This is a genomic window from Methanomethylovorans sp. (assembly GCF_041447285.1).
Lineage (GTDB): Archaea > Halobacteriota > Methanosarcinia > Methanosarcinales > Methanosarcinaceae > Methanomethylovorans.
Map to the genome: position 1 here is coordinate 87871 of NZ_JBGMEB010000006.1, position 24354 is coordinate 112224.

Below are 24354 nucleotides of genomic sequence, written 5' to 3' on the forward strand. Positions count from 1 at the left end.
AATATATGTACACTCTGTACTGTGACGATTTCAACCTGGACTATACGCTAGATTGCGGCCAGGTTTTCAGATGGGATAAGATTGGTGATGTATGGACCGGTGTTGTGCAGGGGGATGTGGTGCGTGCCTGGCAGGATTTACAAACAGGTGTCGTACAGATTGATTCCAAACTGCCGGAGGATTTTTTCCGTAATTATTTCCGGTTTGACGATGACCTTGGAAGTATACTGGAAGCTGTGAATAAGGATAAATATATGGATGAGGCAATTCGTGGTTACAGAGGGATGCGCCTTATCCGACAGGATCCATGGGAATGCTTAATATCATATATTCTTGCCACAGCCTGGAGCATTCCAAACATAAAGAATGGTATTTCCAAAATATCTCACATTTTTGGTGAGGAAATTGCTGAGGGTTATTACAGTTTTCCAAAACCCGGTGCTTTAGCAATAGCGTGTGATTCTGACCTGTGTGACTGCAGGCTGGGTTTCAGGACTAATCGTATACGTAAGGCAGCAGCACAGGTAGTTGACGGTGACATCAACCTTGATGAGATTTTTGAGCTTGATTATGAAGCCGCCAAAAAGAAGCTCATGGTACTGGATGGAATAGGTGAAAAAGTGGCAGATTGTATACTTCTCTTCGCCTTCGAGAAAATGGAAGCTTTTCCAGTGGATACACATGTCGAAAAAGTAATTAGGACCTATTACGGGAATCATGAGTTCTTCAACAATGGCATGACAAAAACTAAAATAGGAACGTGGGGACGGCTATATTTCGGAAAATACTGTGGCTATGCACAGCAGTATTTATTTTATCAGAAACGGCTTGAAGGTTTGAAGTGATCTAGGTGATAAAAAGAGCTGCTGTAGGGGAGAGCAGCAGGGATCAATTTCGAAGGTTCAAGTTATACAGCCTCAGATGTAAATCCCCTGTACAGCGTACAGGGGTTAATGGCTCTATCTTATCTTCTTCTCAGGTATCTATATCCGAATGCAGAAATTCCCATCACAAGAACAGCCAAGCCGAACCCAAATCCTGGGGTCTTTTCTGGCTGTGTTTTGTTCATGCTATCATTTTCTAAGGCGGAGGATGTTTTTCCCATCTCATTATTTGCAGAGGCAGCAAGTGCTTTTTCTGCAGTGATAGCAAAAGGTGAAAAGCCCGGTGTTGTGGCTTTGAATACTACAAAGTCTTCAGTTATATTTTCTGTAGTGATCGGCAATATCTCCCATGAAGCTCCATTGTATCTCTGGAGCTTTACATCTTCAGGGTCAATATCCATGCCTTCCATCCATGAGCTGTTGACCTTGAATTTTACACTTGCATCTTTTATGTTAGTTGGAGTGGCAAATCCAGCCTTGCCTACCCATATATTGACATATTTGTAGATCGCTCCTTCAGGTGTGCTGTTCACCAGTTTTGATCGGCTGTTCAACACTTCTATAGTCGATGTGATCTCTCCCGAATTCTTAAGGGAATAGAAGCTGATCGATTGTATGGGATTACCCCCCCTTGAGAACTCATAGGTGACATTAGTCTCTATTTTAAGATATTGTGTATCAACATCTTTCATTGCTACATTTGCAAAGTCTTCGGCACTTCCCGCACCGCCGCCTCCACCTCCTCCGCTGCTACTACTCTTTTTACTAGTGCTGCTTCCGCCACCGCCTCCGCCACCACTACTGGAAGACTTGGTTTTCAGGCTAACGTTGACCGCTTTCCCTTCCAAATCATCTATATTGTACGGGATAAGACTATAGTTATAAGTGGTATCACTGGCCAGATTACTGTCCAAATAAGAAGTTGATCCGGTCACGTTTCCAATGATAATGTTATTCCTGTAGATATCAACAACAGTTATATCGGGGGAGTTTATCCATGTTAGTGTTATGGAAATCGAAGTGATATCCTTTCCAGAGAGTTCGGAAATGGTCAGTGGTGCGGTTGTTGTTGCTGAATCATTCGTACATAATGGATTTATGTTCCCCGAAGTGTCTCCGATTTTGGTACTTATGGTATGTAATGTTCCTTCAGCCAACTCGGTTGCATTATAGAATTCTTCAGATGTATTTGCGACAAATACACCGTCAAAGTATACCATTACATGTTCAAAATCCATATCTATAGGTTTTGTCCATGTCCAGTTGATCCAGCTTGAACCGATTCCTGTTTCTTGCAGGTTTGTTACAGATAAAGGCGGGGTGATATCCGGTCCTGGTGTCACTTGAAGGATGCCAAGTCCATTAAAAGTGTCAGCAACATATGCATAACTGTCTACTACAGCAACATCAGTTACCCAATTCTCTGCAGTATTATAACTGCCAGCCAGTACCGGCAAGGAAGGATTAGTAATATCCAGTATCACAAGACCATTGTAACGGTCAGCTATGTATGCATAATTCTCGGATACGGCAGTAGAGTAAGCATAGCCAGAAGTGTTATAATTTCCAATAAGTTTTGGAGATACAGGATCACTGATATCCAGGATTATAAGTCCATCATCGCCATCAGCTACATAGGCATATCTATCAGAGACCGTAACATCCTCTGCCTTACCAACAGTGTCATAGCTTCCAACAAGTTTAGGTAATATTGGGTCAGTAATGTTCACTATTACGAGACCATTGACACTGTCGGCAACATATGCATAGTTGCCTTCTATGGTCAGTCCTTCAGCAAAGCCAGCGGTGTCATAAATGCCTGCAGGCATTGGTAATATTGGGTCCGTTATATTGAGTATTACAAGTCCATTATAATTGTCTGCAAGGCATACATAATTGTCTTTTACAGCAACATCAGATGTCAAAGCAGTTGCATTATAATTACTTATTAGCTTTGGAGATGTTGGGTCTGTGACATTCAATATAGTAAGACCATCTCTATAGTTAGCTACATAAGCGTAATTATCTGCCACCTCGATATCATATATTGGATCCTCTGTCTCATAACTGCCTATAAGGATCGGTGAAGCGAGGTCAGTAATGTCTACTATAATGAATGTTTCATTATCGGCAGCATAAACATAATCACCTGTTACAGCCACATTAAATATTTCTCCCTCTAAGCGGCTGGCAAGTTCCACAGTAGAGCCATTGGCTGGTGAAGTTATTGCCGAGTCATTGGTCCAGGTCTCATTAATATTTCCAGAAATGTCCACTGTTTTGGTACTTATGGTATGTTCCATTCCTATGGTCAACCCGGTTGAGTTGTAGAACTCTTCAGTTGTGTTTGTGACAAATAAACCATCAATATACACCATTACATGTTTGAAGTCTACATCCGTTGGATTCGTCCATGTCCATCTTATCCAGCTTGGGCTGATTCCAGTTTCTTGAAGATCTGTTACAGATGCAGGTGGCTTTATGTCACCAATTACATTTATGAAATATTTGGACGCATTGGCTATTCCATAACCAGAGATATAATCAAATCCAATGCCGTATGTGTCGATATCGTCAGTGGCATCAGAGAGCAATATGTTGCGTACTTCTACAGCTGTCATTGACGGATTGCTACTCCATATTTGTGCAGCCACTGCCGCTACATGTGGAGCTGCAGCGCTGGTTCCAGGGAAGTACCAGCTATTGTTATATAATTCACCAAATTCTCCAGCTCCGCTGATGTTAACTTCGTCCACTCCGCATATATCCGGTTTCTGTCTCTGGGATGCTACAGGATACGCAATTGTCACTGGTCCCTCTGAAGAGAAGTATTTAACATCATCATGATTCTCATCAAAGGAAGATATTGCAGCAACAGCAATAACAGGTGGAACGGCAGGATGTCCGAATATAGAATCCTCTGTCACAAGATTTGTCTTATCAAGTATAGCATCGGTTGAATTGAAAAAGAACAGCTCTAAAGTCCTTGTTGCTGCCAGGCCATCATAGTTCTCTATTAGGATGTAGTATTCTTGTTCCGGACCTGGGTTTGTGAATTTCATGTACTCAAAGGGATTATTATGACCAGAAGTACCATTCTGCGGGTCTGTTGAATCCATAACAACAATGTCATTTTCATCTGTCAGATAAAGGTCATAGTCGTTTGAAGAAGATGTAAATGGATCATCCCATTGAAGATAGACTTCAATTTCACTCCCGGGTTTCATTAGCAATGTGAAATACTTGTCATGCAAATTGTTTCCATTATTGACATATGTTCCCTGGTAATGTCTAGCCGCATGATTACCGGCTGAAGATACAAATAGTATATTAGTGCTGTTAACTAAATTTGCCATGTGGGCTGCTACATTTTCATTATCTCCATCTTCAAAATATGGTTCAGTAAACCATGAGATATCATCTACTATAATATTGCAGCCCGCTGCTGCCAGATTATCCATGGCTTTGTTGAATGCTATTGTGTTTGCGCCACAGTCATGGAAATAAAGCTTTGCACCGGGTACCATATCATTTATTATCTCCAGCATAGCAGTACCCTCATCACCTCCATAACTGTTACTTAGTACAGTAACATCAGCAGGCAGATCACTGGATGCCTGGGAATCAGCAAGATGATCTACACCATCTGAAATCACTCCTATCTTGATTCCAGTTCCATCTTGACCATAATCGGCTCTTACACTGGCAGTTCCATGGATGTCATCTCCCTGGGTGCTCACAGACCCAACATTTATAACAGGAGGTAGTGCAGTCCGAATCTTCCTTACTTCTTCTATGGATGCTAGTTCTTCGAGCCTGTTAACACTTATCCATACCACTGAGAGTGAATTTTCGCCATCATAGTCTATGATTTCATATACAAAAGGCTTAATTGCTTCAATACTGGTGCCCTTTTTTAGATATACGTATACATATACAAGGTCTTCACCCAACCCAGTTGCTGCATTTGCTGGAATAAAATATGGTGATTGAAGACTATCTGAATTGGTGACAGGAGATTCTGTTGTTTTAATAAGATTAAGTAGATCTGAACTTATTTTCAGCTGTGATTCTGTTATGTTGTACTTATCGGCCTGATCACCAAGCTGGAGAATAGGGTCATCAGAGGATGATCCTGGTGACCCTGAAGCCATAACAACAGTTACATAAAATATTGTTAATACAATACCAATTATCCTGATATCATTTATTCTTCCCAACACTACTCCCCCCATTTCAGCTTTATTTTAGCCAATCGAAAACTTATTTCTTTAATATCATTCTTATTTAGTTCTCCATTTAAATACTATTGTAGCAAAAAGGATTATTCCTATCAGTTTTATCCAGCTTCCATCTGCAAGATAATTACTTTTTTCAGCATCAGTAGTGTCACTTGTGTTTTCTTCAGTTGTGTTTGAACCGTTGTTCACAACAGGAGCCGTTACGGTTCTTATGTTCTTTACTTCTTTCAGAGAGGCAAGCTCTTCCAGCTTATTTACATTTACCCAGGCAACAGCTACTGAATTATCTTCGTCCCTATCGGTTATTTCTTTTACTATAGGTTCTATAACGTTAGTGCTATTGCCTTTGTAAAGATATACATATACATACACAAGGTCTTCACTATCAGAATTTGTAACAGCTTCAGTAGTTGAACCCGACTTTGTTTCTTTTACAAGGTCAAGCAGGTCTGTGCTTAACTTACTTTCAGTCTCTTTCATATTAGACTTGTTTACTTGATCCGTAATCTGGTAATTTGCTTCATTTTCAAGTGTCACATTTGTATCTTCTGCTGCAGCTGATGCAGCACAAAAAACAAAAGATGATATAACCAGAAGCATAAACACAATACATATCCTGTGGATCAGATTCTTTTTTCTTGCCGTAGTAATTCCTCCTTGTTCAAGGTATATTTTCCAATCTTTTTTCTTTCTAAGCTCTATTAACTACAAGTATGGTACTCGACTATATCTTTTTTGATAATACATCATTTGGTTGCAGTAACAGCCAAGCCTTCCGAATGAAATAACTAAAAATACATAAGAATGGTGAAAATAAAATTGATATTGAGAGATTGTAGTAACTTTATTTCTCTCAATATTCTAAACCCCTGTATATTCATTACAGGGCCAAAATAGATCAGTTTTGCTTCCTCTTCAGATAACCAAGAGCAACCACTCCTATGATAAGGATGGTCATGCTGAATCCAAATCCTGGTGTCTTTTCCGGTTGTGTTTCTGTAGCAACATCCGTCTGAGCAGGAGTTGTCTCTGTTTCATCAGTTACAGAAGGGGCAATCTCCCTTTCTGCAGTTATGGAGAACTGCGAAAATCCGGGGGTCTGAGCTTCGAATACTGTATAGCTTGTAGTATTGCTTTCCAAAGTAGTCGGCAATACCTGCCATTCTGTGCCATCATACCTCTGCAATTTCACATTTTCAGGGCTTATTCCCATTTCCTCGATCCAGGAGTTTTCAACTTTGAACTTTACCGTGGCATCTTTTATGTTATCTGCACTGGCAAAACCAGCCTTGCCAACCCAGATATTAACATACTTGTATAGTAGTCCTTCTGGTGTGGTATTTACACTCTTTGACCGGTTGTTCAATGTCTCGACAGTGGCTGTTATATCTCCTGAGTTCTTGAGAGAATAGAAGCTAACCGACTGTATGGGATTGCCTTCTTTTGAAAACTCATAGGTTACATTGGCATTTATGCTCAAGTATTCGCTATCTGCATCTTTTACTGCTATGTTTGAGAAGTCTTCTGTACTGGCAGCGCCACCACTTCCACCACCACTGCTACTACTCTTACTTGCAGAACTTCCTCCGCTGCTGCTACCGCCGCTACCACTATTACTGCTGCTTGATGATCCTGTATTCAGAACCACGCTCACTGCTTTTCCTGCTACTCCACCCTTGCTGTATGGAACCAGAGTATAATTGTAGGAGGTTGAGCTTGCCAGGTTAGCATCAGTATATGATGTGGATCCGCTGACGTTGCCAATATTGATGTTATTTCTGTATATTGTAACAGTTGACACATCAAGGGAATTTGTCCATGTCAATGTAATAGAGCTGGAACTAATGTTTTTGCCTACAAGTCCAGAGATCGCTGGCAGTGCTGTAGATGTCGTGCCTGTTGATGCGGTAGTTCTTGCTGAGTCGTTTACCCATTCAGAATTAATATTTCCGGACATATCCACAGTTTTTACACTTAAGGTATGTGTGGTTCCTTCAGCAAGCCCTGTTAAGTTATAGTTGCCATTACTTGAATTTCCAACAAATTGATTGTCAGCATAGACTATCACATGGCTGAAGTCTGCATCAGAGGGTTTTGTCCACGTCCAGTTTATCCAGCTTGAACCAACATTTTCTTCCTTCAGATCGGCAACATTTTCTGGTGCCGTTGTGTCTATCGGAAGTAAGGTCTGTGCTGAATCATTTACCCAGGTATTATTGATACCTTCTGAAGTAAACACGGTTTTAGTACTTATGGTATGTGTGGTTCCTTCAGACAGTCCTGTTAAGTTGTAATAATCCTCAGATGTATTCACAACAAAGTTCCCATCGATATACACAATTACGTGGCTGAAGTCCGTACTGGCTGGATTTGTCCATGTCCAGTTGATCCACTGTGTGCTAACTCCGGTTTCTTTGAGATTTGTTATCGATGTTGTTAGTGCTGTTTCATGTGATTCTTCGATATGAAGTATTGTAAGTCCCTTTTCGCCATCAGCCACATATATATAATCTCCTTTTACAGCAATAGAATTGGCAACAATGTTGTAGGTTCCTGCAAGTGAGGGAGCAGCGGGATTGGTTATGTTCAAAATTACCAGACCAGTATCACTGGTTACATAGGCGTAATCTCCAGAGATCACAACGTCAGAAGCACTGGATTCATCATAAGTGCCAGCTAACTCTGGAGATGATGGATCACTTACATCTAGAATAACAAGACCATTATCACCGTTAGCCACATAGGCATAATTGCCTGAGATGGCAATATTCCCATCAACATCATAACTACCTTCTATCTGGGGTGATGAGGGGTTCGTAGCATTTAGAATTACAAATCCATCTCCTTCAGCATTGATATAAGCATAATTTCCTTCTGCAGCAATGTCTAATGCCGGAATGGATATAGATCCTACAATGCTGGGTGCTGAAGGATTGCTCATATTCACATTCACTATCTCAAGAACATCATAGTTCGCTATGTAAGCATAATTGTCCGCAACAGCGGTACTAAAGCTTTCTGGATCAAAACTCCATAATCCAGTCATAGCAGGAGAAGATGGATTACTAATATCTACAATATGCAGAGCATTTATATTACAGAACCAATGAGTGCCAAGGTAGGCATAATTGCCTGCAACTTCTACCTTGTATGCATCATCTGAACTGTCGTAGCTTCCTGTAAAAATTGGTGAGCTCTGATCACTGATATCTGCAATTACAAGACCATTACCACTTTCAGCTAGATATGCATAGTTACCTGATACAGCAACATCCGATACACTACCGGCATTGTCATATTTATCTGCAAGTTCAGGATAACTCGGGTTACTTACATCAACTTTCATGAAGCCGCCGTAATCATCGGCTATGTAAGCATAATTGCCTGATACTGCAATGCTGTTCATTGACTCTTTATCATCACCGAAATAAATACTCTTGTAGACTGGTGCTGTGGCATTGCTTATATCTACGATCTCAAGCATATCGTGGTATTCATCTGCTAAATATACGGTAGTGAGCAGGTATGCATGTTCACCTGATATAGCAATTTCTTCTATTGTTCCAGAATCTGACATATATTGGCTTAGAAGAGTTGGTGAAGAGGGATCAGTTATATCCTCTATAGTGAAGTACCCATCATTTATCGTATACGCATAGTTTCCTGATGTAACAACATCAGAAGTACTTCCACTAATAGTGCTCTCTACTTTTGGGGCTGAGGGATCTGTGACATTTAGTACAATAAGACCCTCTGACGCATCGGCGATATATGCATAGTTGCCCTCTACATCAACAATACTCCTATAGCCATAGGTATCATAGCTACCTACAATGGTTGGAGATGCAGAATCAGTTACATCAATGATTTCCAGGGTGTTGTGGTAGTCGTCATCTAAATATATTCTGCTAACGACATAGGCGTAATTACCTGAAATTACTACTTCTTGTGCAGAGCCATCAGTGTCCAATGTGTTCTGGAGCTGTGGTGATGAGGGATTGCTGACGTCTATTATCACAAGACCATCATCATTTGCAACATATGCATAATTCCCTGCGACAGCAACACTTCTCACTACTGATGAAGTAATTATCCTTCCTTTTTCGGTTGATTCATCATCAGTGATATCCATTATTACAAGGTCCTGTCCCTGTCCGAGATATGCATAATTTCCGACTACTTCAATGTCGTATGCATTTCCTCCAAAGTGGCTAACATACTCTACATTCAAGGGATCGGCAGCCCCAATCCCTATTGTCATTATCGTAAACAATACGAGTCCAAAACAAAATAATTTGTTAGATTTAATTTGCATTTATATCACCCACTCTATATTTTAGAGCGGATTTTGAGATATTTTGTCAGTGAGTAATAGAATGGCCAACTATTTAAACTTAGTCAATAAATATAACCAAAAGCAATATAAATTTTTCAATATGCGTTTTTAATTCGAATTAAGTGTCGTATGACAGCATTTTATGATATTTATATAACTCTGGCACACTTATCTCCTTTCCATCATATGGGTCATGAATATACTTGTAGAGGGATTACCTCTTATATCTTGCCTCTAATACTCACATCTGTCCGCAACTATAGTGGCGATTGTTCCTTGTTAGTTGCGCATTTATTGTGGCTATCAAAACGGGGCAATAAGGTTAGGTAATATATAAACATGCGTAATAATATTTAGATCAATATATTATGCAAGTATGTGTGATCTCATTCAAAAAACACTATAAACTGGCAATTCAATCCTCAAAGGCAAAAATAATGTAATAACAATTTTTGGGATTAAAATAAGATTAAAAGAAGGTTAGTTACAAAATTCAAGTTTGTAACTGAAGCCTATCTCTTTTTCATTTCACATTAACTGCAACTAAAGATAATCCCATATCTTTTTCAGCCTGCAAAAGGACTTTCATTTCTTCTTCAGTGAGGTTTGCATATTCAACCTCTATATCCGAAAAAGCTAGAAGTGTCACACCCATTTTCTCTTCCAGTGCTTTTATTGCCTTCATTTGTTTATCCTTAAGTGAAGAAAATGCCCATAGCATAACTTTTACCTCCTATTATAAGGCATTCTGCTATTCAATATTAAAGTGATGGTAACGTGCAAGATTCTGAAATTTGGAATATAATCCTTTGCTAAGAAAAATCTTTCATCTCTTAGGCCAAATACTCAAAAACAATTTAAAACTTATATCTTCAATGCAAAGTATCTCATTACCTACAAGGATTTCAAATCCCTTCTTTACTGCAGAACTAACCTGTTTGCCCATGGAGCATGAAGTCAGTCTATCTTTCAAAATTGAACGAGCTTCAGGATATTTTCTGTATACTTCTGCCACATAGGTACCATTTTCAATATAGAACGTAAAAACATCTTCTGCATTCTCATATTTGTCTTTGAAGCTCTCAGCATGTTTATGGACCCATACGGGAGGCCCTCTATGCTTGCGCAAGGCCGGGAGTGTGGAAGCCATAAGCTCCAGTACTATTACTGTTTCTTGTCCTGACCATGATCCTTTATTAAGAACCTTAAATTCATGCTCTTCCAGTAATGCAGCAACTGCAAGCTCCATCTTATACAGTTGTGGATATAACACGTCCTCTACAACATCAGGTGTTTTGAACGAGATAGCAATGAAATCGGTTCCGCGTGCCTTAAATCTTTCCAGTAATTCTGTGTCAGTCAGTGGTACTTTGGGTTTAGAGAAAAAGAAATCCCCTGTAGGGGAATGTACAAATTTTCTGCACGAATCAATGAACATGCAGAACTTGTCTAGCGAAAGAGCAGCAGCAACATTGCGTTTAGGGTCAGTGGGGTCTACTACAACAAGTGGCTCAGCATGTTGTATATTCCCATGAGAGTTTAGGTCTATATATGTTCCAGGCTGCCATTCGCAAGCTGAAGTGATAGCATTATCAAAAGAACCATATTTAATCACAAGTAGTTCTGTAAGATATCCTGAAAAACCTTGAGTTCTCAGTTCAGAACCATACACGCCTATTCCTTTCATGAACTGTTTCAGCATCAATACTTCTGTCTCAAGTCCATGTATATTCTTTTTTACAAATTCATTATGGAAAGGTGTTCTATCAACTGCGGATCTGATACATGCGGCTGAGTCAACCCTGAAACAGGGGACGATATCCACATCGAATCCTCTGTATCTCATATTTACGTAAGGGTGCTCTGCATAGCGCTCTTCAAAACTCTCAGATTCTTCAGCTATCTTTCTAGCAATAGCCAGTCCTTTTTTTTCAAGTTCTTCACGGCTGGCATCTTCTGGAAACATAATAAAAATGTCCAGGTCATGTGTACCTGATATCCAGGTATTTCTGGCAGCTGAACCCACAAGGTTTGCGGATATATCTTTCAAATCCATTGAAAAGGCTATGAGCTCTACCTTTTTTACAAGCAGTTCTGCTATCTCTTTGAGGTAAGCTCTTTCTTCGGGTTTTGGGCTTATCCTTTCAAGAACGGCTTCTTTTAATTCTTTTAGCATATCGTTTTCCATAAAAGCCACTTTGTATCCTATGGAGCTGCCTATATTCTCTTTATGCAATCAAAATGGTTTAAAAACAGTGTTTAGACCAATCCTATATTCTCTTTTTTGATCACATGGTTGTAATTCTTATACCCAAGGATATCGGCTATCTGGTTAGTCTGCTGACCCTTGATCTTTGATAGCTCGCTTGATGAGTAATCGGTAATGCCTTTTGCAAAGACTTCTCCATTGGATTTTATTTCGATGATGTCCCCTCTTCTAAAATCGCCGTTGACATTGGTTATTCCGGAAGGCAAGAGACTCATGCTGTTTTTAATAGCTTCTTTTGCGCCTTCATCAACTTCCACAGAACCACAGGCTTTTGATAACAATATCCAGCGTATCCGGTTCTTTGGAAACTCTTTGTTCGCCAAAAACAGTGTGCCCAATTCTTCTCCATTCAACAATCTGAGAAGTACATCCTTTTCTTTGCTGCTGGCTATTATTGTATGACAACCAGCAAGACTGCATATCTTTGCAGCTGTTATTTTGGTTCTCATTCCACCCACACCTTTAAGGCTTGTAGGCTTTCCTCCATAGCTTTCTACCCGGGGTGTTATCTCTTCTATGAGATGAAGTAACTTGGCACCATGGTTAGTATGTGGGTTCTTATCATAGAGTCCATCAATATCGGAAAGTATTATTAACATGTCAGCTTCTGTCTTGCTGGCAACCATAGCAGAGAGCTTGTCGTTGTCGCCAAAAGTAGCTTCAATTTCATGCACGCATATGGGATCATTCTCATTGATTATAGGAATAACACCATAGCTAAGAAGCGTGTGCATGCTGTTCCTGAGGTTCAGGTATGTGAGACGGTTAGAAAAAGACTCATATGTGAGGAGCAGTTGGGCGACCTTAAGTCCATATTTATTGAACGCTTTACTCCATTCTTGCATGAGCACACTCTGGCCAACTGCAGCAGCAGCTTGTCTTACGGGAATTTCTCTTGGCCTTGAATCGAGATCCAGGACATCTACTCCCAGTCCAATAGAGCCTGAGCTTACAATTACTGCTTTCTTGCCAGTATTATGCAGTGTAGAAACCTGTGAAGCTATGGAGTCCAAAAAAGTAGGGCTGAGTTTACCTTCATCCTGATTTATGGATGTGGTACCTATTTTCACGACTATCTTGTTTATATCGCCTAAAAGCTCTTTTCTAGTGCTCAAGAACATTGCCTCTGCCTTATTTTACTTATCTTGTATCACATCTGAAAGCAGTTTGTCAAGCTTCTTGTGTGTGAAGTTCTTTGCTGATGGCCCTACATAATCTGCAACTTTGTCGCCTTTTCCTATGAGCACATATTTGTATATCATAAGCCCTTCCATGCCCACAGGTCCTCTGGCATGGATCTTGTTAGTGCTTATGCCCACTTCAGCTCCTTTTCCATATCTGAAACCATCTGCAAACCTTGTAGATGCGTTGATCATGACGCTTGATGAATCAACTAATTCTGCAAACTTTCTCCTCTTCTTTTGATTTTCAGTAACTATAGCGTCAGTGTGATGTGAACCGTATGTATTGATATGTTCAATGGCCTCGTCTATGGAATTCACAATTTTTATGGACAAAACTAAGTCATTGTATTCTGTAGTCCAATCTTCTTCCACAGCATGTACCAGCTTCTTAATGAAGTCTATGTGTTCCAATATGGCAAAGGATGCTTTATCGCAGCGTAGCTCGACGCTTGCACCATCAAGCATTTGAGCCATTTTTGGCAGGAATTTCTCTGCGATTTTTTCATGCACAAGTAATGTTTCCATTGCATTGCAGACTGCAGCGTATTGAACTTTTGAATCAAAACAGATCGTGTAGGCTTTTGCAAGATCTGCTTCATCATCGACGTACACATGACAAATGCCATCTGCATGACCTAATACTGATATCTTTGTATTATCCTGGATGAATTTCACAAAAGCATTGGATCCCCTTGGAATAAGCAGGTCAATATAGTCATCCATTGCAAGAATATCCATTACTTCTTCCCTTGTCTCCATGAGCTGGAATGCTCCCTTTGGCATCCCTTCAACATTCTCTATGGCTTCTACTAAAATGTTGAATATGGCTTTGTTTGAGTTAAGCGCCTCGCTTCCACCTTTGAATATAGTGGAATTACCGCTTTTTAGACTAAGTGCCATGATCTGGGGAACAACATCCGGTCTGGCTTCAAATATCACGCCTATCAATCCTATTGGGCAGCTTACTTGATATAACTCTAAACCATTATCCAGCTCCAGAGCGCTCATTGTTTTTCCAACGGGGTCTTCGAGCTTTATTACATCTCTGATGCCAGCTATCATTCCGTCTATCTTACTGTTGTTGACCTTAAGCCTGTCTACCATTGCCTGGGACAGTTCACCCTTTCTTTGGGCTTTCTCAGCAGCTTCCAGGTCCCTTTTATTAGCTGAAAGTACGATTTGCCTGTTTGCATCCAGTGCTTTTGCCATTTCTTCAAGTGCATGGTTCTTTAGATCAGTACCCACACTTGCAAGTGTAATCGACGCTTTTTTTGCTTTGCTTACCTTTGCTTCTATGTCTGTAACCATAACTCGAACCACCTAAGCTTATTTCCAAAGAGGGGGTGTATCATTATATTTAGACTATAAACTATGTGATATTGCAATTAGTTCTTAAGCCTTATACTTATCGATTATAGGTCTCCATGTAAAAATCTGTATCATATGAATGATCCAATCATTACTCTACTTTTATCCTCAATCTCCACACTTTTAGATATATTTATCAATAATTGTCCTGTTAGAGGTAGCAGGAGATTGACATGAGCACACGTGAATTCATGCTTGGTAATGTTGCAATAGCGCGCGGCATCATCGAAGGAGGTGGCCAGGTGATAGCTGGTTATCCGGGTACACCTTCTTCAGAGGTCATAGACACTCTGGCAGCAATGGAAAAAAGGGATTTCTATGTTGAATGGTCTGTGAACGAAAAGGTGGCTTTTGAAGTAGCTGCTGGAGCTGCTATTGCAGGTGCCAGATCTGTAGTCACCATGAAGCATGTGGGGCTTAATGTAGCTTCGGATCCACTCATGACTCTTTCTTATATGGGAGTCAAAGGTGCAATGATAATTATATCTGCAGATGATCCTTCATGCCATTCTTCGCAGAACGAGCAAGACACCCGGAAATATGCTCAGTTCGCACTGATGCCCTGTTTTGATCCTTCTACTCCTCAGGAAGCAAAGGATATGATTCCGGATGCTTTCAGGCTATCCAATAAATTCCAGGCAGCTGCTATTTTCAGGCCTACTACCCGCATTTCTCATGGGAAGTCCGATGTGGAATTAGGGGAGATAACCTCTGAAAAACCAACGGTAAAGTTCGAAAAGATGCCGGAAAGATGGATCATGATGCCAAAGAATGCAAGAGCAAGGCATCCGTATGTACTGCAGGTATATGAGGACATAAGAAAAGAACTTGATGATTCTCGATGGAATCAGCTTGAACTTAAGGCCGGGTCAAAGCTTGCTATAATTTCTTCAGGGGTAGCTTCGGTCTATGCCAGAGAGGCTATGAAAAGATGTGGACTTGATGCCTCTTTCCTGAAAATATGTGCATATCCTGTTCCTGAGAGTAAGGTTACCAGCATATTGGAACATGCAGACAAAGTGCTTGTAATAGAAGAACTTGAACCCGTTGTAGAGGATGAAGTACGCATTATGGCACAGAAGCATGGTATCAATGTGGAGATACTGGGGAAATCAGAGGGGCTTGTTCCCAGGCATGGAGAACTTAATGTTGATATCTGTATGGATGCTATCTCTAATGCGTTCGGACTTCCTGCTGTTTCGCAAGCAGCCACAAATCTGGATATGGAACTTCCTTTGCGTCCTCCGGTGTTGTGTCCGGGGTGCTCTCATAGAGCTGCTTTCTATGTTATGAAGAAGGTTTTTGGTAAGGATGGCATTTATCCCAGTGATATTGGTTGCTACACTCTGGGTGTGCAATCGGGTGCTGTAGATACCACTTTATGCATGGGTGCAAGCATAACTATGTCTTCAGGTATCTATCATGCGGGTGAGGATCATCCAGTATGCTGTTCTATTGGTGACTCCACCTTTTTCCATACAGGAATGAATGGACTGCTTAATGCAGTATATAATAAGGCGGATATCACAGTAACTATTATGGACAACCGGATCACTGCAATGACCGGCCATCAGCCGAATCCCGGAATGGGCAGGACAGCGGTTGGGGAGTCCACGGTAGCAGTGTCAATTTCAGAGATATGCCGTGCTCTTGGAGCAAAATTTGTGGAGGAGACTGATCCTTATGATCTGGCATCCACAGAAGATGTGTTCAAGCGTGCCAGGGATTTCAAGGGTACATCTGTTGTGATTACAAGGCAGCCATGCGTAATTGATTTGCGAAGGTCAGGAGTCAAAAAAGCGATGTTCTCTGTAGATACGGAGAAATGTACTGGATGCAAGGCATGTGTAAGGTTCGGATGTCCCGCAACCGAATTTGATACGGAGATTAAGCGTGCGAGGATCAATAATATGTGTACAGGATGTGGTGTATGTGCCCAGCTATGTAAGTTTGGAGCGATCACGGAGGTGAAGAAATGAGTTCTGCAGGAATTTCACTTTTTGATCTGGTAATAGCTGGTGTAGGTGGCCAAGGTACTATCCTTGCTTCAGATATAATTGGCAAAGCTGCTGTAAAGGAAGGGCTTCCGGTGATGGCGGCTGAGACTCATGGTATGGCGCAAAGGGGTGGTTCTGTTGTCAATCACTTAAGGATTGGCTGTGAATTTGGTTCCCTTATTTCTTTGAAAAGTGCCGATGCTTTGCTTGCCCTTGAGCCAAGTGAGGCATTAAGATATATTGAATATCTGTCGGATGATGGTATTGTCATTATTAATACTGAGCCTGTATTGCCTGTTACTGTAACTTCGGGTCTTTCGTCCTATCCTGATGTTGAGAATATTATTGACTATCTTGAACAGAGATTTACTGTAAAGGCTTTTAATGCAGTGGAACTTGCTAAACAGGCTGGCCATGTCCAATCCATGAATACTGTCATGATAGGAGCAATATCTAAATACTTGCCGTTGTCCAAAGATGTGCTGATAGAATGTGTAAGTCAATCGGTACCTAAGAAAACAGTGGATATTAACATTAAGGCTTTTGAACTAGGTCATCTTCAAGCATGACCTTTTTTTACATATTCATATTTTTAATTTAAATTACTATTTTTCCATTTCACTCTCCAATTAAGGTGTAAGGTGAACGATTATATATGTGAAGATACATTTGTTTCGTATACCTTCATTAGTCAGAAGTTCAATACTTCTCTGCGTGGAAGCTAAATTAAGGACTATTGTTCTAATTATCTTTCGCTATCTTTTCTCATGCAAAGGTTTTATATATGTATTTGTCTATCTAAGCGCAACGATAGAGATGGGTATGTAAGGTTTGCCTTGCATATCGCAATGAAATTAACTACGTGTGAAAAAGTCGGATTTAACATGTGATGTTCGGGGCCTCTTCAAGAATGCCCTCCTGCTTGCGGAAACGTCTGCAGGGACATAAGGTGTTTAAATCGTTCTGGAGATGACCACTGTAGGGATGTCTGCTATATTCTCACTTGTAGAGGGCAGTGTACTGCTACTTTGCGGTTGTACAGCAGCTGGCAGCACAATTGCCAATTACACAACTAGTGTGTGTATCCTGATCCCAGTGGCACTTGGACTTTTTGCATGACCCATGCTATCAGCAAGAAAGTTGAACGGCCAAATCTAACAAATATAGATCGGGAGAATAACAATGGCACATGGACACAGACCAAGGCGAGGATCACTCGCGTTCAGTCCTCGCATAAGAGCACAAAGCCCCATACCACGTTACAGGTCATGGCCGGTATCAGAAACTGGAATAAAACTCCAGGATTTCGCTGGTTACAAGGTCGGTATGACTCATGTGGTAATCATCGATGATACCAAGAACAGCCTTACAGAAGGTCTTGAGATTACAGTACCTGTTACAGTGATCGAAACACCAGCTATTAAGGTGGCTGCTATAAGGGCTTACACAAAAGATAACAACGCTGAGCGCGCAATTGCAGAAGCTTGGAGCTTAGAACTTGACGAGAGTCTTGCAAAGACTATAGCAGTTCCAGTAAAACATGATACTAATGCATCTTTAGGGAAGATCGAGCAACTTATGAACAATGGTACAGTTTCTGATATAAGGGTAGTAACTTATACTGTGCCAAAAAGCATTTCAGGTGTTCCTAAGAAGAATGCTGACATAATGGAAACTGGAATAAGCGGTGCAAATGTCAAGGATAAATTTGAGTACGCAAAGTCTATCCTCGGCAAAGAAGTCCGCGTAAGCGATGTTTTCAAAGGTGGCAGTTTAGTGGACGTAGCTGCTATCACAATAGGTAAGGGTACCCAGGGTCCGGTTAAAAGATGGGGTATCATGCTTCAGAAAGGTAAGCATTCCCGTCAGGGAAGCCTAAGGCAAATTGGTACACTTGGTCCTTTCAGGCCTGCACATGTGAGCTGGAGAGTTCCTCAGTTGGGTCAGACTGGTTACCACCAGAGGACTGAATGTAATAAGCGCATCTTCAAAATAGGTACAAATCCTGAGGAGATTAACCCCGTTGGAGGGTTCATAAACTTTGGTCTTGTGAGGAACGATTACGTGCTTATTAAGGGTAGTGTGCCAGGTCCTTCCAAGAGGCTCATCAGGCTACGTGAACCAACCAGAGCGAAAGTATCTGCTATGGGTGAACCCCAGATAGTTCACATAAGCACACAGAGCAAGCAGGGGTGAATTAAATGGCTAAAATCAATGTAATTGGGATTTCTGGTAATCCAAAAGGTGAGATCTCCCTGCCTGAGATTTTCAATGAGTCATACAGGCCGGATCTTATCAAGAGGGCAGTGCTTGCATCTCAAGCTAAGAGATATCAACCCTATGGTCCTCGCTTATATGCAGGTATGGAGACTTCAGCAGTATCCTGGGGTTCAGGACGCGGTGTAGCACAGATACCAAGGATTGTCACAGGTAGCCGTGCAGCCAGAGTTCCTCAGGCAGTTGGTGGAAGAGCAGCACATCCTCCAAAGCCAGAAGCCGACAGGACTGAAAAAGTAAACAAAAAGGAAAGAAGACTCGCTATCCGCTCAGCTGTTTCAGCTACGGGTAATGTGGAACTTGTAAGGGCACGTGGTCACAAGTTTGAGCAGAGCATCCAGCTACCTTTAGTAGCAGAAAATGCATTGCAGGATTTGACCAAGACCAAAGAAGTTGTGCAGTTCCTTAAAACGGCAGGTGTATTCGAGGATGTCCTTCGTGCAAAGGAAGGCAGGAACATCAGAGCCGGTAAGGGAAAGCTTAGAGGAAGAAGGTACAAGAACAGAAAGAGTCTGTTAATAGTAGCTGATGAAGGCAGCGCATTGTTTAATTCTGCAAGGAATCTTGCCGGTGTGGATGTCGTTTCAGTTGATTCTATAAGCACTGAACTGCTGGCTCCAGGTACTCATGCAGGCAGACTAACCATATGGACAGAATCTGCTATAGCAGCTTTGGAGGGTATGTTCGTATGACAACAATAAATTATCCGTTCATCACAGAAAAAGCCATGATGTTACTGGAAAACAATAAACTCCAGTTCATTGTCAACAGAAAGGCAACTAAGGGCCAGATCAAGTCCGAAGTCATGAAGATGTATGGCTTTAATGTTGTATCTGTTTGCACAATGAGTACTATGAATGGCCAGAAGAAAGCCATTGTGACCTTCAGTGAGACCGATGCTGCTCACGAGATCGCCACAAGGATTGGACTGATGTGAGGTGACTAACAATGGGTAAACGAATAATTTCACAGAACAGGGGTCGCGGTACACCTACCTATAGAGCTCCCTCGCATAGGTACAAGGCTTCTCTGAAGCATCCAAAAGTGGGTGAGAATGATACACTTATCGGTACTGTAGTAGGTATCGAGCATGATCCAGCCCGTTCTGCTCCCCTGGCAAAAGTGTCTTTTGCTAATGGTGAGGAAAGAATGGTAGTGGCTCCAGAGGGTATGGCCGTAGGTGCTACTATTTCATGTGGTGCAGAGGCTGAAGTAAGACCAGGTAATGTATTACCACTTAGGAAAATCCCAGAAGGAGTTCCCGTTTGTAATATCGAATCAAAGCCAAATGATGGTGGCCAATTTGCACGTTCATCTGGTGTTTATGCAACTGTTGTTTCCCATGATAAGGGGAAAACAGTCGTACAGATGCCCTCAGGCGAAATGAAGTGGCTTAACTCCAAATGTCGTGCCACCGTTGGTATTGTTGCAGGCGGTGGAAGGCTTGACAGACCCTTCCTCAAGGCAGGTAAGAAATATCATAAGATGAAAACAAGAGCTGCAAAGTATCCTCGTGTCAGGGGAGTTGCCATGAACGTAATTGACCACCCCTTCGGTGGAGGTAACAGGCAGCATCCGGGAAGACCAACCACAGTTGGTAGGAATGCCCCGCCCGGACGTAAGGTTGGACAGATAGCAGCACGTAGGACCGGAAGGCGTTGAACCGGAGGTAATCCCATGGCAAAAAAATTAGGATCTAAATTACCAAAACGAAAGGGTGAGTTCACATTCCGTGGCAAGACCCTCGAGCAGCTCCAAGCATTGAGCTTGGAGGAGTTCACAGAACTTCTTACAGCAAGGGAACGCCGCTCCATCAGGAGAGGCTTCAATGACCATCAAAAGGATGTAATGCAGCAGGTAAAGGATGGCGCAAGTAATGTGCGCACTCATTACAGGAATGTCATTATACTTCCGGACATGGTAGGCAAGACCGTTTCAGTATACAACGGCAAGAGTTTCCTCGACTTTGAGATACAGCCTGAGATGATTGGGCACAGGTTCGGCGAGTTTGCATTGAGCCGTTCAAAAGTGTCTCATGGAAGCGCTGGTGTAGGAGCTACCCGTTCAAGCAGGTTCGTACCGTTGAAGTAAGGTGATGATGTATGGCAAGGATTGATTATACTTTAGAAATGGACTCAAAGACCAGCTCTAAGGCAATGGGCTCCGAGCTTCATATCTCCCCTAAGAAATCACGGGAACTAGGAAGAGCTCTCAAAGGAATGCGGACCCAGAATGCTAAGAAGTATCTCGAAGCTGTTGTTGCCAAGAAACAGGCAGTACCTTTTAAGAGACACTGTGAAGGTGCAGGCCACAAAAAGGGACCAATGGCAGGCGGAAGATATCCAGTGGATGCTGCAAAGGCATTCCTCAAGCTTTTGGAGAACGCTGGCAGCAATGCCGAGTATAAGGGATTGGATCCCGAGCGCATGTACATTGCTCATGTAGCAACAAAGCGCGGCCGCGTGATCCCTGGCATGATTGCGAGGGCACGTGGGAGAGGCAGTCCGTATAATACGGATACTGTTAACATCGAGATCATATTGAACGAGGTGCGCTAATGGCAATAGAGAAGAAATTCGTGCGTGAGGGCTATGTCAAAGCATCACTGGACGAATACTTTGCTAAACAGCTTAACAGGGCTGGATACGGCGGAATGGAGATCAATAGGACTCCTATGGGAACCCAGATCACTGTTTATGCCGAGAAACCTGGAATGGTTATCGGTAAAGCAGGTAAGGTCATCCGCAAACTCACACGTGATATTGACAGAATGTATGATATGGACAATCCTCAGATCGATGCTCAAGAAGTAAGGAGGCCAGAGCTGAATGCTCAAATGATGGCAACACGTCTTGCATCATCTATTGAAAGAGGATGGTATTTCAGAAAAGCTGGTCATAATGCCATGAGGGCCATAATGAATGCTGGTGCTCTTGGCTGTGAAATTGTGATATCAGGTAAGCTCACAGGAGCAAGGTCAAGAACCGAGAAAATAGTAGAAGGCTACATAAAGCATGCAGGTAAACCTGTAGACGATATTGTCGATGAAGGTTTTGCTGTAGCTATCAAGAAACTTGGTACCCTTGGCTGCAAGGTAAGGATCATTCCTCCGGGTGCGGTTCTTCCCGACTCCTTTAAGTTAAAGGACATTGCTCCAGAGCCAGTCTCCGAAGTTGCCAAAGCCCAACCAAAAGCAGGCATTGAAAAGCTTGTTACTGAGGAGGCTTCAGGTGAAGTCGCTGAAGCTGAAGAAGCTTTAGAGGAGGAACCAGTAAAGAAGATTGAGGGTGCAGCACCTGAAAAGGAAGTATCTGAGACTGAATCTTCTTCAGCCGCCGCCCCAGAGTCTACCGAGGTTCTTGAGAACGAAGAACGCAGGGAGATCGATGGTGTCTGGCAGCACAAGCATGCAGGGCATGACTACTGGCATCCGATAGCCCGTATTCACAGGGAGGGTTAATAATGGCCATCCTGCGTATGAATGAAATAAGGGACATGAGCCCTAATGAAAGAATGGACGAGCTTGAAAAGTTAAAGGCTGAGCTTATACGTGAGCGTGCTCTAACTTCTGCTGGTGGTGCCCCTGATAATCCAGGACGAATTGGATTGCTCAGAAGGACCATTGCACGTGTCAAGACTGTCCAGAATGAGTTAAAGGAGATATGAAGTGGAAATATCCACTTACAACCTGATATTTCATGAACTAATCGGACTGTTCACAGAAGTGATTAAATCAACTAATCCCTCTATAGAGAACATTCGCGGCAAAGTGGTAGGTGAAACGAAGAACATGTTGATCGTGGAAACATATGACCAATGTGAAAAGATGGTTCAAAAAGCAGGATCTACTTTCTTGTTTCACATATCTACTCTTAGGGGAAATACACGTGTTACTGAGCAAGTGAAAGTGAACGGAAATTTATTGCTCTCACAACCCGAAAATAGGATTAAGAATATCAGGAAAATTCGCATGAGGTAATAATCATGACAAGAGATATTGGATTGGATGTCCCAGCTCCTAAAGAGGAGTGCAATGACGTCAATTGTCCATTTCACGGAACGCTGCCGGTCAGGGGACAGATACTGGTGGGCACCGTTGTCAGCAACAAAATGGACAGGACCGTGGTCATCCAAAGAAGACATGAAGTGCTTATAAGTAAGTATCAGAGGTATGAGAAAAGGCAATCTAAGATCCATGCTCACAATCCTCCATGTATTGATGCTCAAGTGGGAGACATTGTGACTGTTGCAGAATGTCGTCCTCTTAGTAAGACTAAGTCATATGTGGTCATTAAAACGGGGGTAGACGCATGAAAGGGATTCGTTCTACCATACCCCGTTCATTGGCCAGTGGTTCACGCATAGATTGCGTAGACAACACAGGTGCAAGAGTTGTGGAGATCATATCTGTAAAGCGTTACAGAGGTACCAAGAATAGGCAACCATGTGCAGGCATAGGTGACATGTGCGTGGTATCTGTCAAGAAAGGTACTCCTGAGATGCGTAAACAGATCATGTATGCTGTAATAGTTCGCCAGAAGAAGGAAATTCGCCGTCCTGATGGATTAAGAGTTTCCTTTGAGGACAACGCAGTTGTGATCGTTGATGAGGATGGTCTGCCCAAGGGAACTGATCTGAAAGGTCCAATCGCAAGAGAGGTTGCGGAAAGGTACCCAAAGATTGGTACTACGGCTTCAATTATAGTGTGAGGTGTATGCAATGGTTACTAATCAGCCAAGAAAACAGCGCAAAATGCGCTATACTGCACCACTACATTTGAGGCAGAAATATATGGGTGCTCCTCTTTCCAAAGAGCTTCGTGAAAAATATGGTCGCAGAACAGCAAGGGTCATCGTAGGCGACACTGTAAAAGTGATGCGTGGAGATCATGCAGGCACCACAGGTAAAGTAGAAGCGGTATCACTTAAACATGGAACTATAGTTGTAGAAGGAGTATCAGTGTCCAAGTCAGATGGCACTGAGGTACCAAGGCCAATTTATCCTTCAAATGTAACTATTACCTCCCTTGAAATGAAAGATGACCGCAGATCAAAAGTATTGAGTAAGCAGTAGGTGGTTTTGTGGGAAGACATCAAAAAAGGATCTCTGTACCAAAGAGCTGGCAGATTTCCAAGAAATCCAATAAATGGATAACATCAACTAGGCCAGGTCCTCACAATAAGCAACTGAGCATTCCTCTTGGAGTAGTTCTTAGGGATATGTTACATGTTGTGGACACAAGGGTAGAGGCAAAAAGAGTACTTTCTGAAGGTAGCATTCTTGTTGATGGCATTGTCAGAAAGGATCTGAGATTCCCTATAGGACTTTTGGACGTTGTTTCCATTCCTAAAATGGAACAATCTTACCGGGTTCTCCTTGATCGCAAGGGAAGATTGGAATTGCACAAACTTGCAGGCATTGAAACAAGCAAGTTATGTCGGGTCAGTGGAAAGACTGTTGTCAAAGGTGGCAAAGTTCAGCTTAACCTTAATGATGGTTCCAATCTGATAGGTTCAAACGACTTTAAGGCCAAAGATTCCATAATTCTTTCAGTACCCGATAAGAAAATACTCCAACATATAAAGTACGAAGTTGGCAACCTTGCGTTGATCATCGGTGGTAAGCACACTGGTAAAATTGGTTCCATTAAGGCAATCAACACAGTGCGTAGCTCCAATCCCAACACTGTGCAAATTACAGGGGAAGATGAGGAATTCACCACAGTCGAAGATTACGTTGTTGTGATAGGCACAACAAAGCCAGAAATCAAGTTGGGTGGTGAGGTTGTTGAGTAACCC

At 42.0% G+C, this 24354-nt stretch carries 24 protein-coding genes; 17 read left to right on the forward strand and 7 right to left on the reverse strand.

Annotated features, from left to right (window positions below; genetic code table 11):
• Window positions 1-5 precede the first annotated feature (5 nt).
• A complete protein-coding gene (locus ACC612_RS03220) occupies window positions 6-845 on the forward strand; it encodes a DNA-3-methyladenine glycosylase (protein WP_371853034.1) in 840 nt (279 codons plus the stop codon).
• Window positions 846-964: 119 nt separating this feature from the next.
• Here ACC612_RS03220 and ACC612_RS03225 read toward each other — a convergent pair whose 3' ends face one another.
• The 7 genes from ACC612_RS03225 to ACC612_RS03255 form a co-directional block, all read right to left on the reverse strand.
• A complete protein-coding gene (locus tag ACC612_RS03225) occupies window positions 965-5104 on the reverse strand; it encodes a PGF-pre-PGF domain-containing protein (protein ID WP_371853035.1) in 4140 nt (1379 codons plus the stop codon).
• A gap of 63 nt (window positions 5105-5167) precedes the next feature.
• The gene (locus ACC612_RS03230; RefSeq protein ID WP_371853036.1) at window positions 5168-5725 is read right to left on the reverse strand and encodes a hypothetical protein; all 558 of its coding nucleotides are present in this window, start codon (window positions 5723-5725) and stop codon (window positions 5168-5170) included.
• A gap of 298 nt (window positions 5726-6023) precedes the next feature.
• Complete coding sequence (locus ACC612_RS03235; protein WP_371853037.1) at window positions 6024-9386, reverse strand: PGF-pre-PGF domain-containing protein; 3363 nt, start codon at window positions 9384-9386, stop codon at window positions 6024-6026.
• A gap of 598 nt (window positions 9387-9984) precedes the next feature.
• Window positions 9985-10182: a hypothetical protein gene (locus ACC612_RS03240; protein WP_371853038.1), complete on the reverse strand. Its 198-nt coding sequence runs from the start codon at window positions 10180-10182 to the stop codon at window positions 9985-9987.
• Window positions 10183-10287: 105 nt separating this feature from the next.
• Entirely contained in the window at window positions 10288-11649 is a 1362-nt protein-coding gene (gene cca, locus ACC612_RS03245) for a CCA tRNA nucleotidyltransferase (RefSeq protein WP_371853039.1), read from the reverse strand.
• Window positions 11650-11720: 71 nt separating this feature from the next.
• Entirely contained in the window at window positions 11721-12845 is a 1125-nt protein-coding gene (proB, locus tag ACC612_RS03250) for a glutamate 5-kinase (RefSeq protein ID WP_371853040.1), read from the reverse strand.
• Between the two features lie 21 nt (window positions 12846-12866).
• Entirely contained in the window at window positions 12867-14222 is a 1356-nt protein-coding gene (locus ACC612_RS03255; RefSeq protein ID WP_371853041.1) for a glutamate-5-semialdehyde dehydrogenase, read from the reverse strand.
• A gap of 233 nt (window positions 14223-14455) precedes the next feature.
• Here ACC612_RS03255 and iorA point away from each other — a divergent pair, with 233 nt between their 5' ends.
• From iorA to ACC612_RS03335, 16 genes are all read left to right on the forward strand, one after another.
• On the forward strand, window positions 14456-16261 hold the full coding sequence (gene iorA / locus ACC612_RS03260) for an indolepyruvate ferredoxin oxidoreductase subunit alpha (RefSeq protein ID WP_371853042.1): 1806 nt from the start codon (window positions 14456-14458) through the stop codon (window positions 16259-16261).
• Window positions 16258-16848 (forward strand): indolepyruvate oxidoreductase subunit beta, encoded by a 591-nt coding sequence (locus tag ACC612_RS03265; protein ID WP_371853043.1) that lies wholly within the window; start codon window positions 16258-16260, stop codon window positions 16846-16848. Before iorA ends, ACC612_RS03265 begins: the two co-directional genes overlap by 4 nt.
• A gap of 415 nt (window positions 16849-17263) precedes the next feature.
• A complete protein-coding gene (locus tag ACC612_RS03270; RefSeq protein WP_371853044.1) occupies window positions 17264-17398 on the forward strand; it encodes a hypothetical protein in 135 nt (44 codons plus the stop codon).
• A gap of 63 nt (window positions 17399-17461) precedes the next feature.
• Complete coding sequence (gene rpl3p / locus ACC612_RS03275; RefSeq protein WP_371853045.1) at window positions 17462-18475, forward strand: 50S ribosomal protein L3; 1014 nt, start codon at window positions 17462-17464, stop codon at window positions 18473-18475.
• A gap of 5 nt (window positions 18476-18480) precedes the next feature.
• Complete coding sequence (gene rpl4p / locus ACC612_RS03280; protein WP_371853046.1) at window positions 18481-19248, forward strand: 50S ribosomal protein L4; 768 nt, start codon at window positions 18481-18483, stop codon at window positions 19246-19248.
• On the forward strand, window positions 19245-19493 hold the full coding sequence (locus ACC612_RS03285; protein WP_371853047.1) for a 50S ribosomal protein L23: 249 nt from the start codon (window positions 19245-19247) through the stop codon (window positions 19491-19493). Before rpl4p ends, ACC612_RS03285 begins: the two co-directional genes overlap by 4 nt.
• Window positions 19494-19504: 11 nt before the next feature.
• A complete protein-coding gene (locus tag ACC612_RS03290) occupies window positions 19505-20218 on the forward strand; it encodes a 50S ribosomal protein L2 (protein ID WP_371853048.1) in 714 nt (237 codons plus the stop codon).
• A gap of 15 nt (window positions 20219-20233) precedes the next feature.
• A complete protein-coding gene (locus ACC612_RS03295; protein ID WP_371853049.1) occupies window positions 20234-20647 on the forward strand; it encodes a 30S ribosomal protein S19 in 414 nt (137 codons plus the stop codon).
• An 11-nt stretch (window positions 20648-20658) separates the two neighbouring features.
• Window positions 20659-21114 carry a 50S ribosomal protein L22 gene (locus tag ACC612_RS03300; protein ID WP_371853050.1) on the forward strand — a complete coding sequence of 152 codons (456 nt, stop codon included), beginning with the start codon at window positions 20659-20661 and terminating at the stop codon, window positions 21112-21114.
• Entirely contained in the window at window positions 21114-22016 is a 903-nt protein-coding gene (locus ACC612_RS03305; RefSeq protein ID WP_371853051.1) for a 30S ribosomal protein S3, read from the forward strand. The genes ACC612_RS03300 and ACC612_RS03305 overlap by 1 nt, the downstream gene beginning before the upstream one ends.
• Before the next feature lie 2 nt (window positions 22017-22018).
• A complete protein-coding gene (gene rpmC / locus ACC612_RS03310; RefSeq protein WP_371853052.1) occupies window positions 22019-22222 on the forward strand; it encodes a 50S ribosomal protein L29 in 204 nt (67 codons plus the stop codon).
• A gap of 1 nt (window position 22223) precedes the next feature.
• Entirely contained in the window at window positions 22224-22535 is a 312-nt protein-coding gene (gene rnp1 / locus ACC612_RS03315) for a ribonuclease P protein component 1 (protein ID WP_371853053.1), read from the forward strand.
• A gap of 5 nt (window positions 22536-22540) precedes the next feature.
• Window positions 22541-22870: a 30S ribosomal protein S17 gene (locus tag ACC612_RS03320; protein ID WP_371853054.1), complete on the forward strand. Its 330-nt coding sequence runs from the start codon at window positions 22541-22543 to the stop codon at window positions 22868-22870.
• Window positions 22867-23265: a 50S ribosomal protein L14 gene (rpl14p, locus tag ACC612_RS03325; RefSeq protein WP_371853055.1), complete on the forward strand. Its 399-nt coding sequence runs from the start codon at window positions 22867-22869 to the stop codon at window positions 23263-23265. The genes ACC612_RS03320 and rpl14p overlap by 4 nt, the downstream gene beginning before the upstream one ends.
• A gap of 10 nt (window positions 23266-23275) precedes the next feature.
• Window positions 23276-23629: a 50S ribosomal protein L24 gene (gene rplX, locus ACC612_RS03330; RefSeq protein ID WP_371853056.1), complete on the forward strand. Its 354-nt coding sequence runs from the start codon at window positions 23276-23278 to the stop codon at window positions 23627-23629.
• An 8-nt stretch (window positions 23630-23637) separates the two neighbouring features.
• Complete coding sequence (locus tag ACC612_RS03335) at window positions 23638-24351, forward strand: 30S ribosomal protein S4e (RefSeq protein ID WP_371853057.1); 714 nt, start codon at window positions 23638-23640, stop codon at window positions 24349-24351.
• Window positions 24352-24354 lie beyond the last annotated feature (3 nt).

Bases quoted from the DNA above. Each gene is read 5' to 3' on its own strand.
- ACC612_RS03240 (WP_371853038.1), bottom strand. From the start codon at position 10,182: ATGCTATGGGCATTTTCTTCACTTAAGGATAAACAAATGAAGGCAATA.
- rpl14p (WP_371853055.1), top strand. From the start codon at position 22,867: ATGAAAGGGATTCGTTCTACCATACCCCGTTCATTGGCCAGTGGTTCA.
- ACC612_RS03255 (WP_371853041.1), bottom strand. From the start codon at position 14,222: ATGGTTACAGACATAGAAGCAAAGGTAAGCAAAGCAAAAAAAGCGTCG.
- ACC612_RS03295 (WP_371853049.1), top strand. From the start codon at position 20,234: ATGGCAAAAAAATTAGGATCTAAATTACCAAAACGAAAGGGTGAGTTC.
- rplX (WP_371853056.1), top strand. From the start codon at position 23,276: ATGGTTACTAATCAGCCAAGAAAACAGCGCAAAATGCGCTATACTGCA.
- ACC612_RS03230 (WP_371853036.1), bottom strand. From the start codon at position 5,725: ATGCTTCTGGTTATATCATCTTTTGTTTTTTGTGCTGCATCAGCTGCA.
- ACC612_RS03270 (WP_371853044.1), top strand. From the start codon at position 17,264: ATGTCTGCTATATTCTCACTTGTAGAGGGCAGTGTACTGCTACTTTGC.
- ACC612_RS03300 (WP_371853050.1), top strand. From the start codon at position 20,659: ATGGCAAGGATTGATTATACTTTAGAAATGGACTCAAAGACCAGCTCT.
- ACC612_RS03220 (WP_371853034.1), top strand. From the start codon at position 6: ATGTACACTCTGTACTGTGACGATTTCAACCTGGACTATACGCTAGAT.
- ACC612_RS03320 (WP_371853054.1), top strand. From the start codon at position 22,541: ATGACAAGAGATATTGGATTGGATGTCCCAGCTCCTAAAGAGGAGTGC.
- ACC612_RS03235 (WP_371853037.1), bottom strand. From the start codon at position 9,386: ATGACAATAGGGATTGGGGCTGCCGATCCCTTGAATGTAGAGTATGTT.
- rpmC (WP_371853052.1), top strand. From the start codon at position 22,019: ATGGCCATCCTGCGTATGAATGAAATAAGGGACATGAGCCCTAATGAA.
- rpl3p (WP_371853045.1), top strand. From the start codon at position 17,462: ATGGCACATGGACACAGACCAAGGCGAGGATCACTCGCGTTCAGTCCT.
- iorA (WP_371853042.1), top strand. From the start codon at position 14,456: ATGAGCACACGTGAATTCATGCTTGGTAATGTTGCAATAGCGCGCGGC.
- ACC612_RS03290 (WP_371853048.1), top strand. From the start codon at position 19,505: ATGGGTAAACGAATAATTTCACAGAACAGGGGTCGCGGTACACCTACC.
- ACC612_RS03305 (WP_371853051.1), top strand. From the start codon at position 21,114: ATGGCAATAGAGAAGAAATTCGTGCGTGAGGGCTATGTCAAAGCATCA.
- cca (WP_371853039.1), bottom strand. From the start codon at position 11,649: ATGGAAAACGATATGCTAAAAGAATTAAAAGAAGCCGTTCTTGAAAGG.
- ACC612_RS03265 (WP_371853043.1), top strand. From the start codon at position 16,258: ATGAGTTCTGCAGGAATTTCACTTTTTGATCTGGTAATAGCTGGTGTA.
- ACC612_RS03285 (WP_371853047.1), top strand. From the start codon at position 19,245: ATGACAACAATAAATTATCCGTTCATCACAGAAAAAGCCATGATGTTA.
- rpl4p (WP_371853046.1), top strand. From the start codon at position 18,481: ATGGCTAAAATCAATGTAATTGGGATTTCTGGTAATCCAAAAGGTGAG.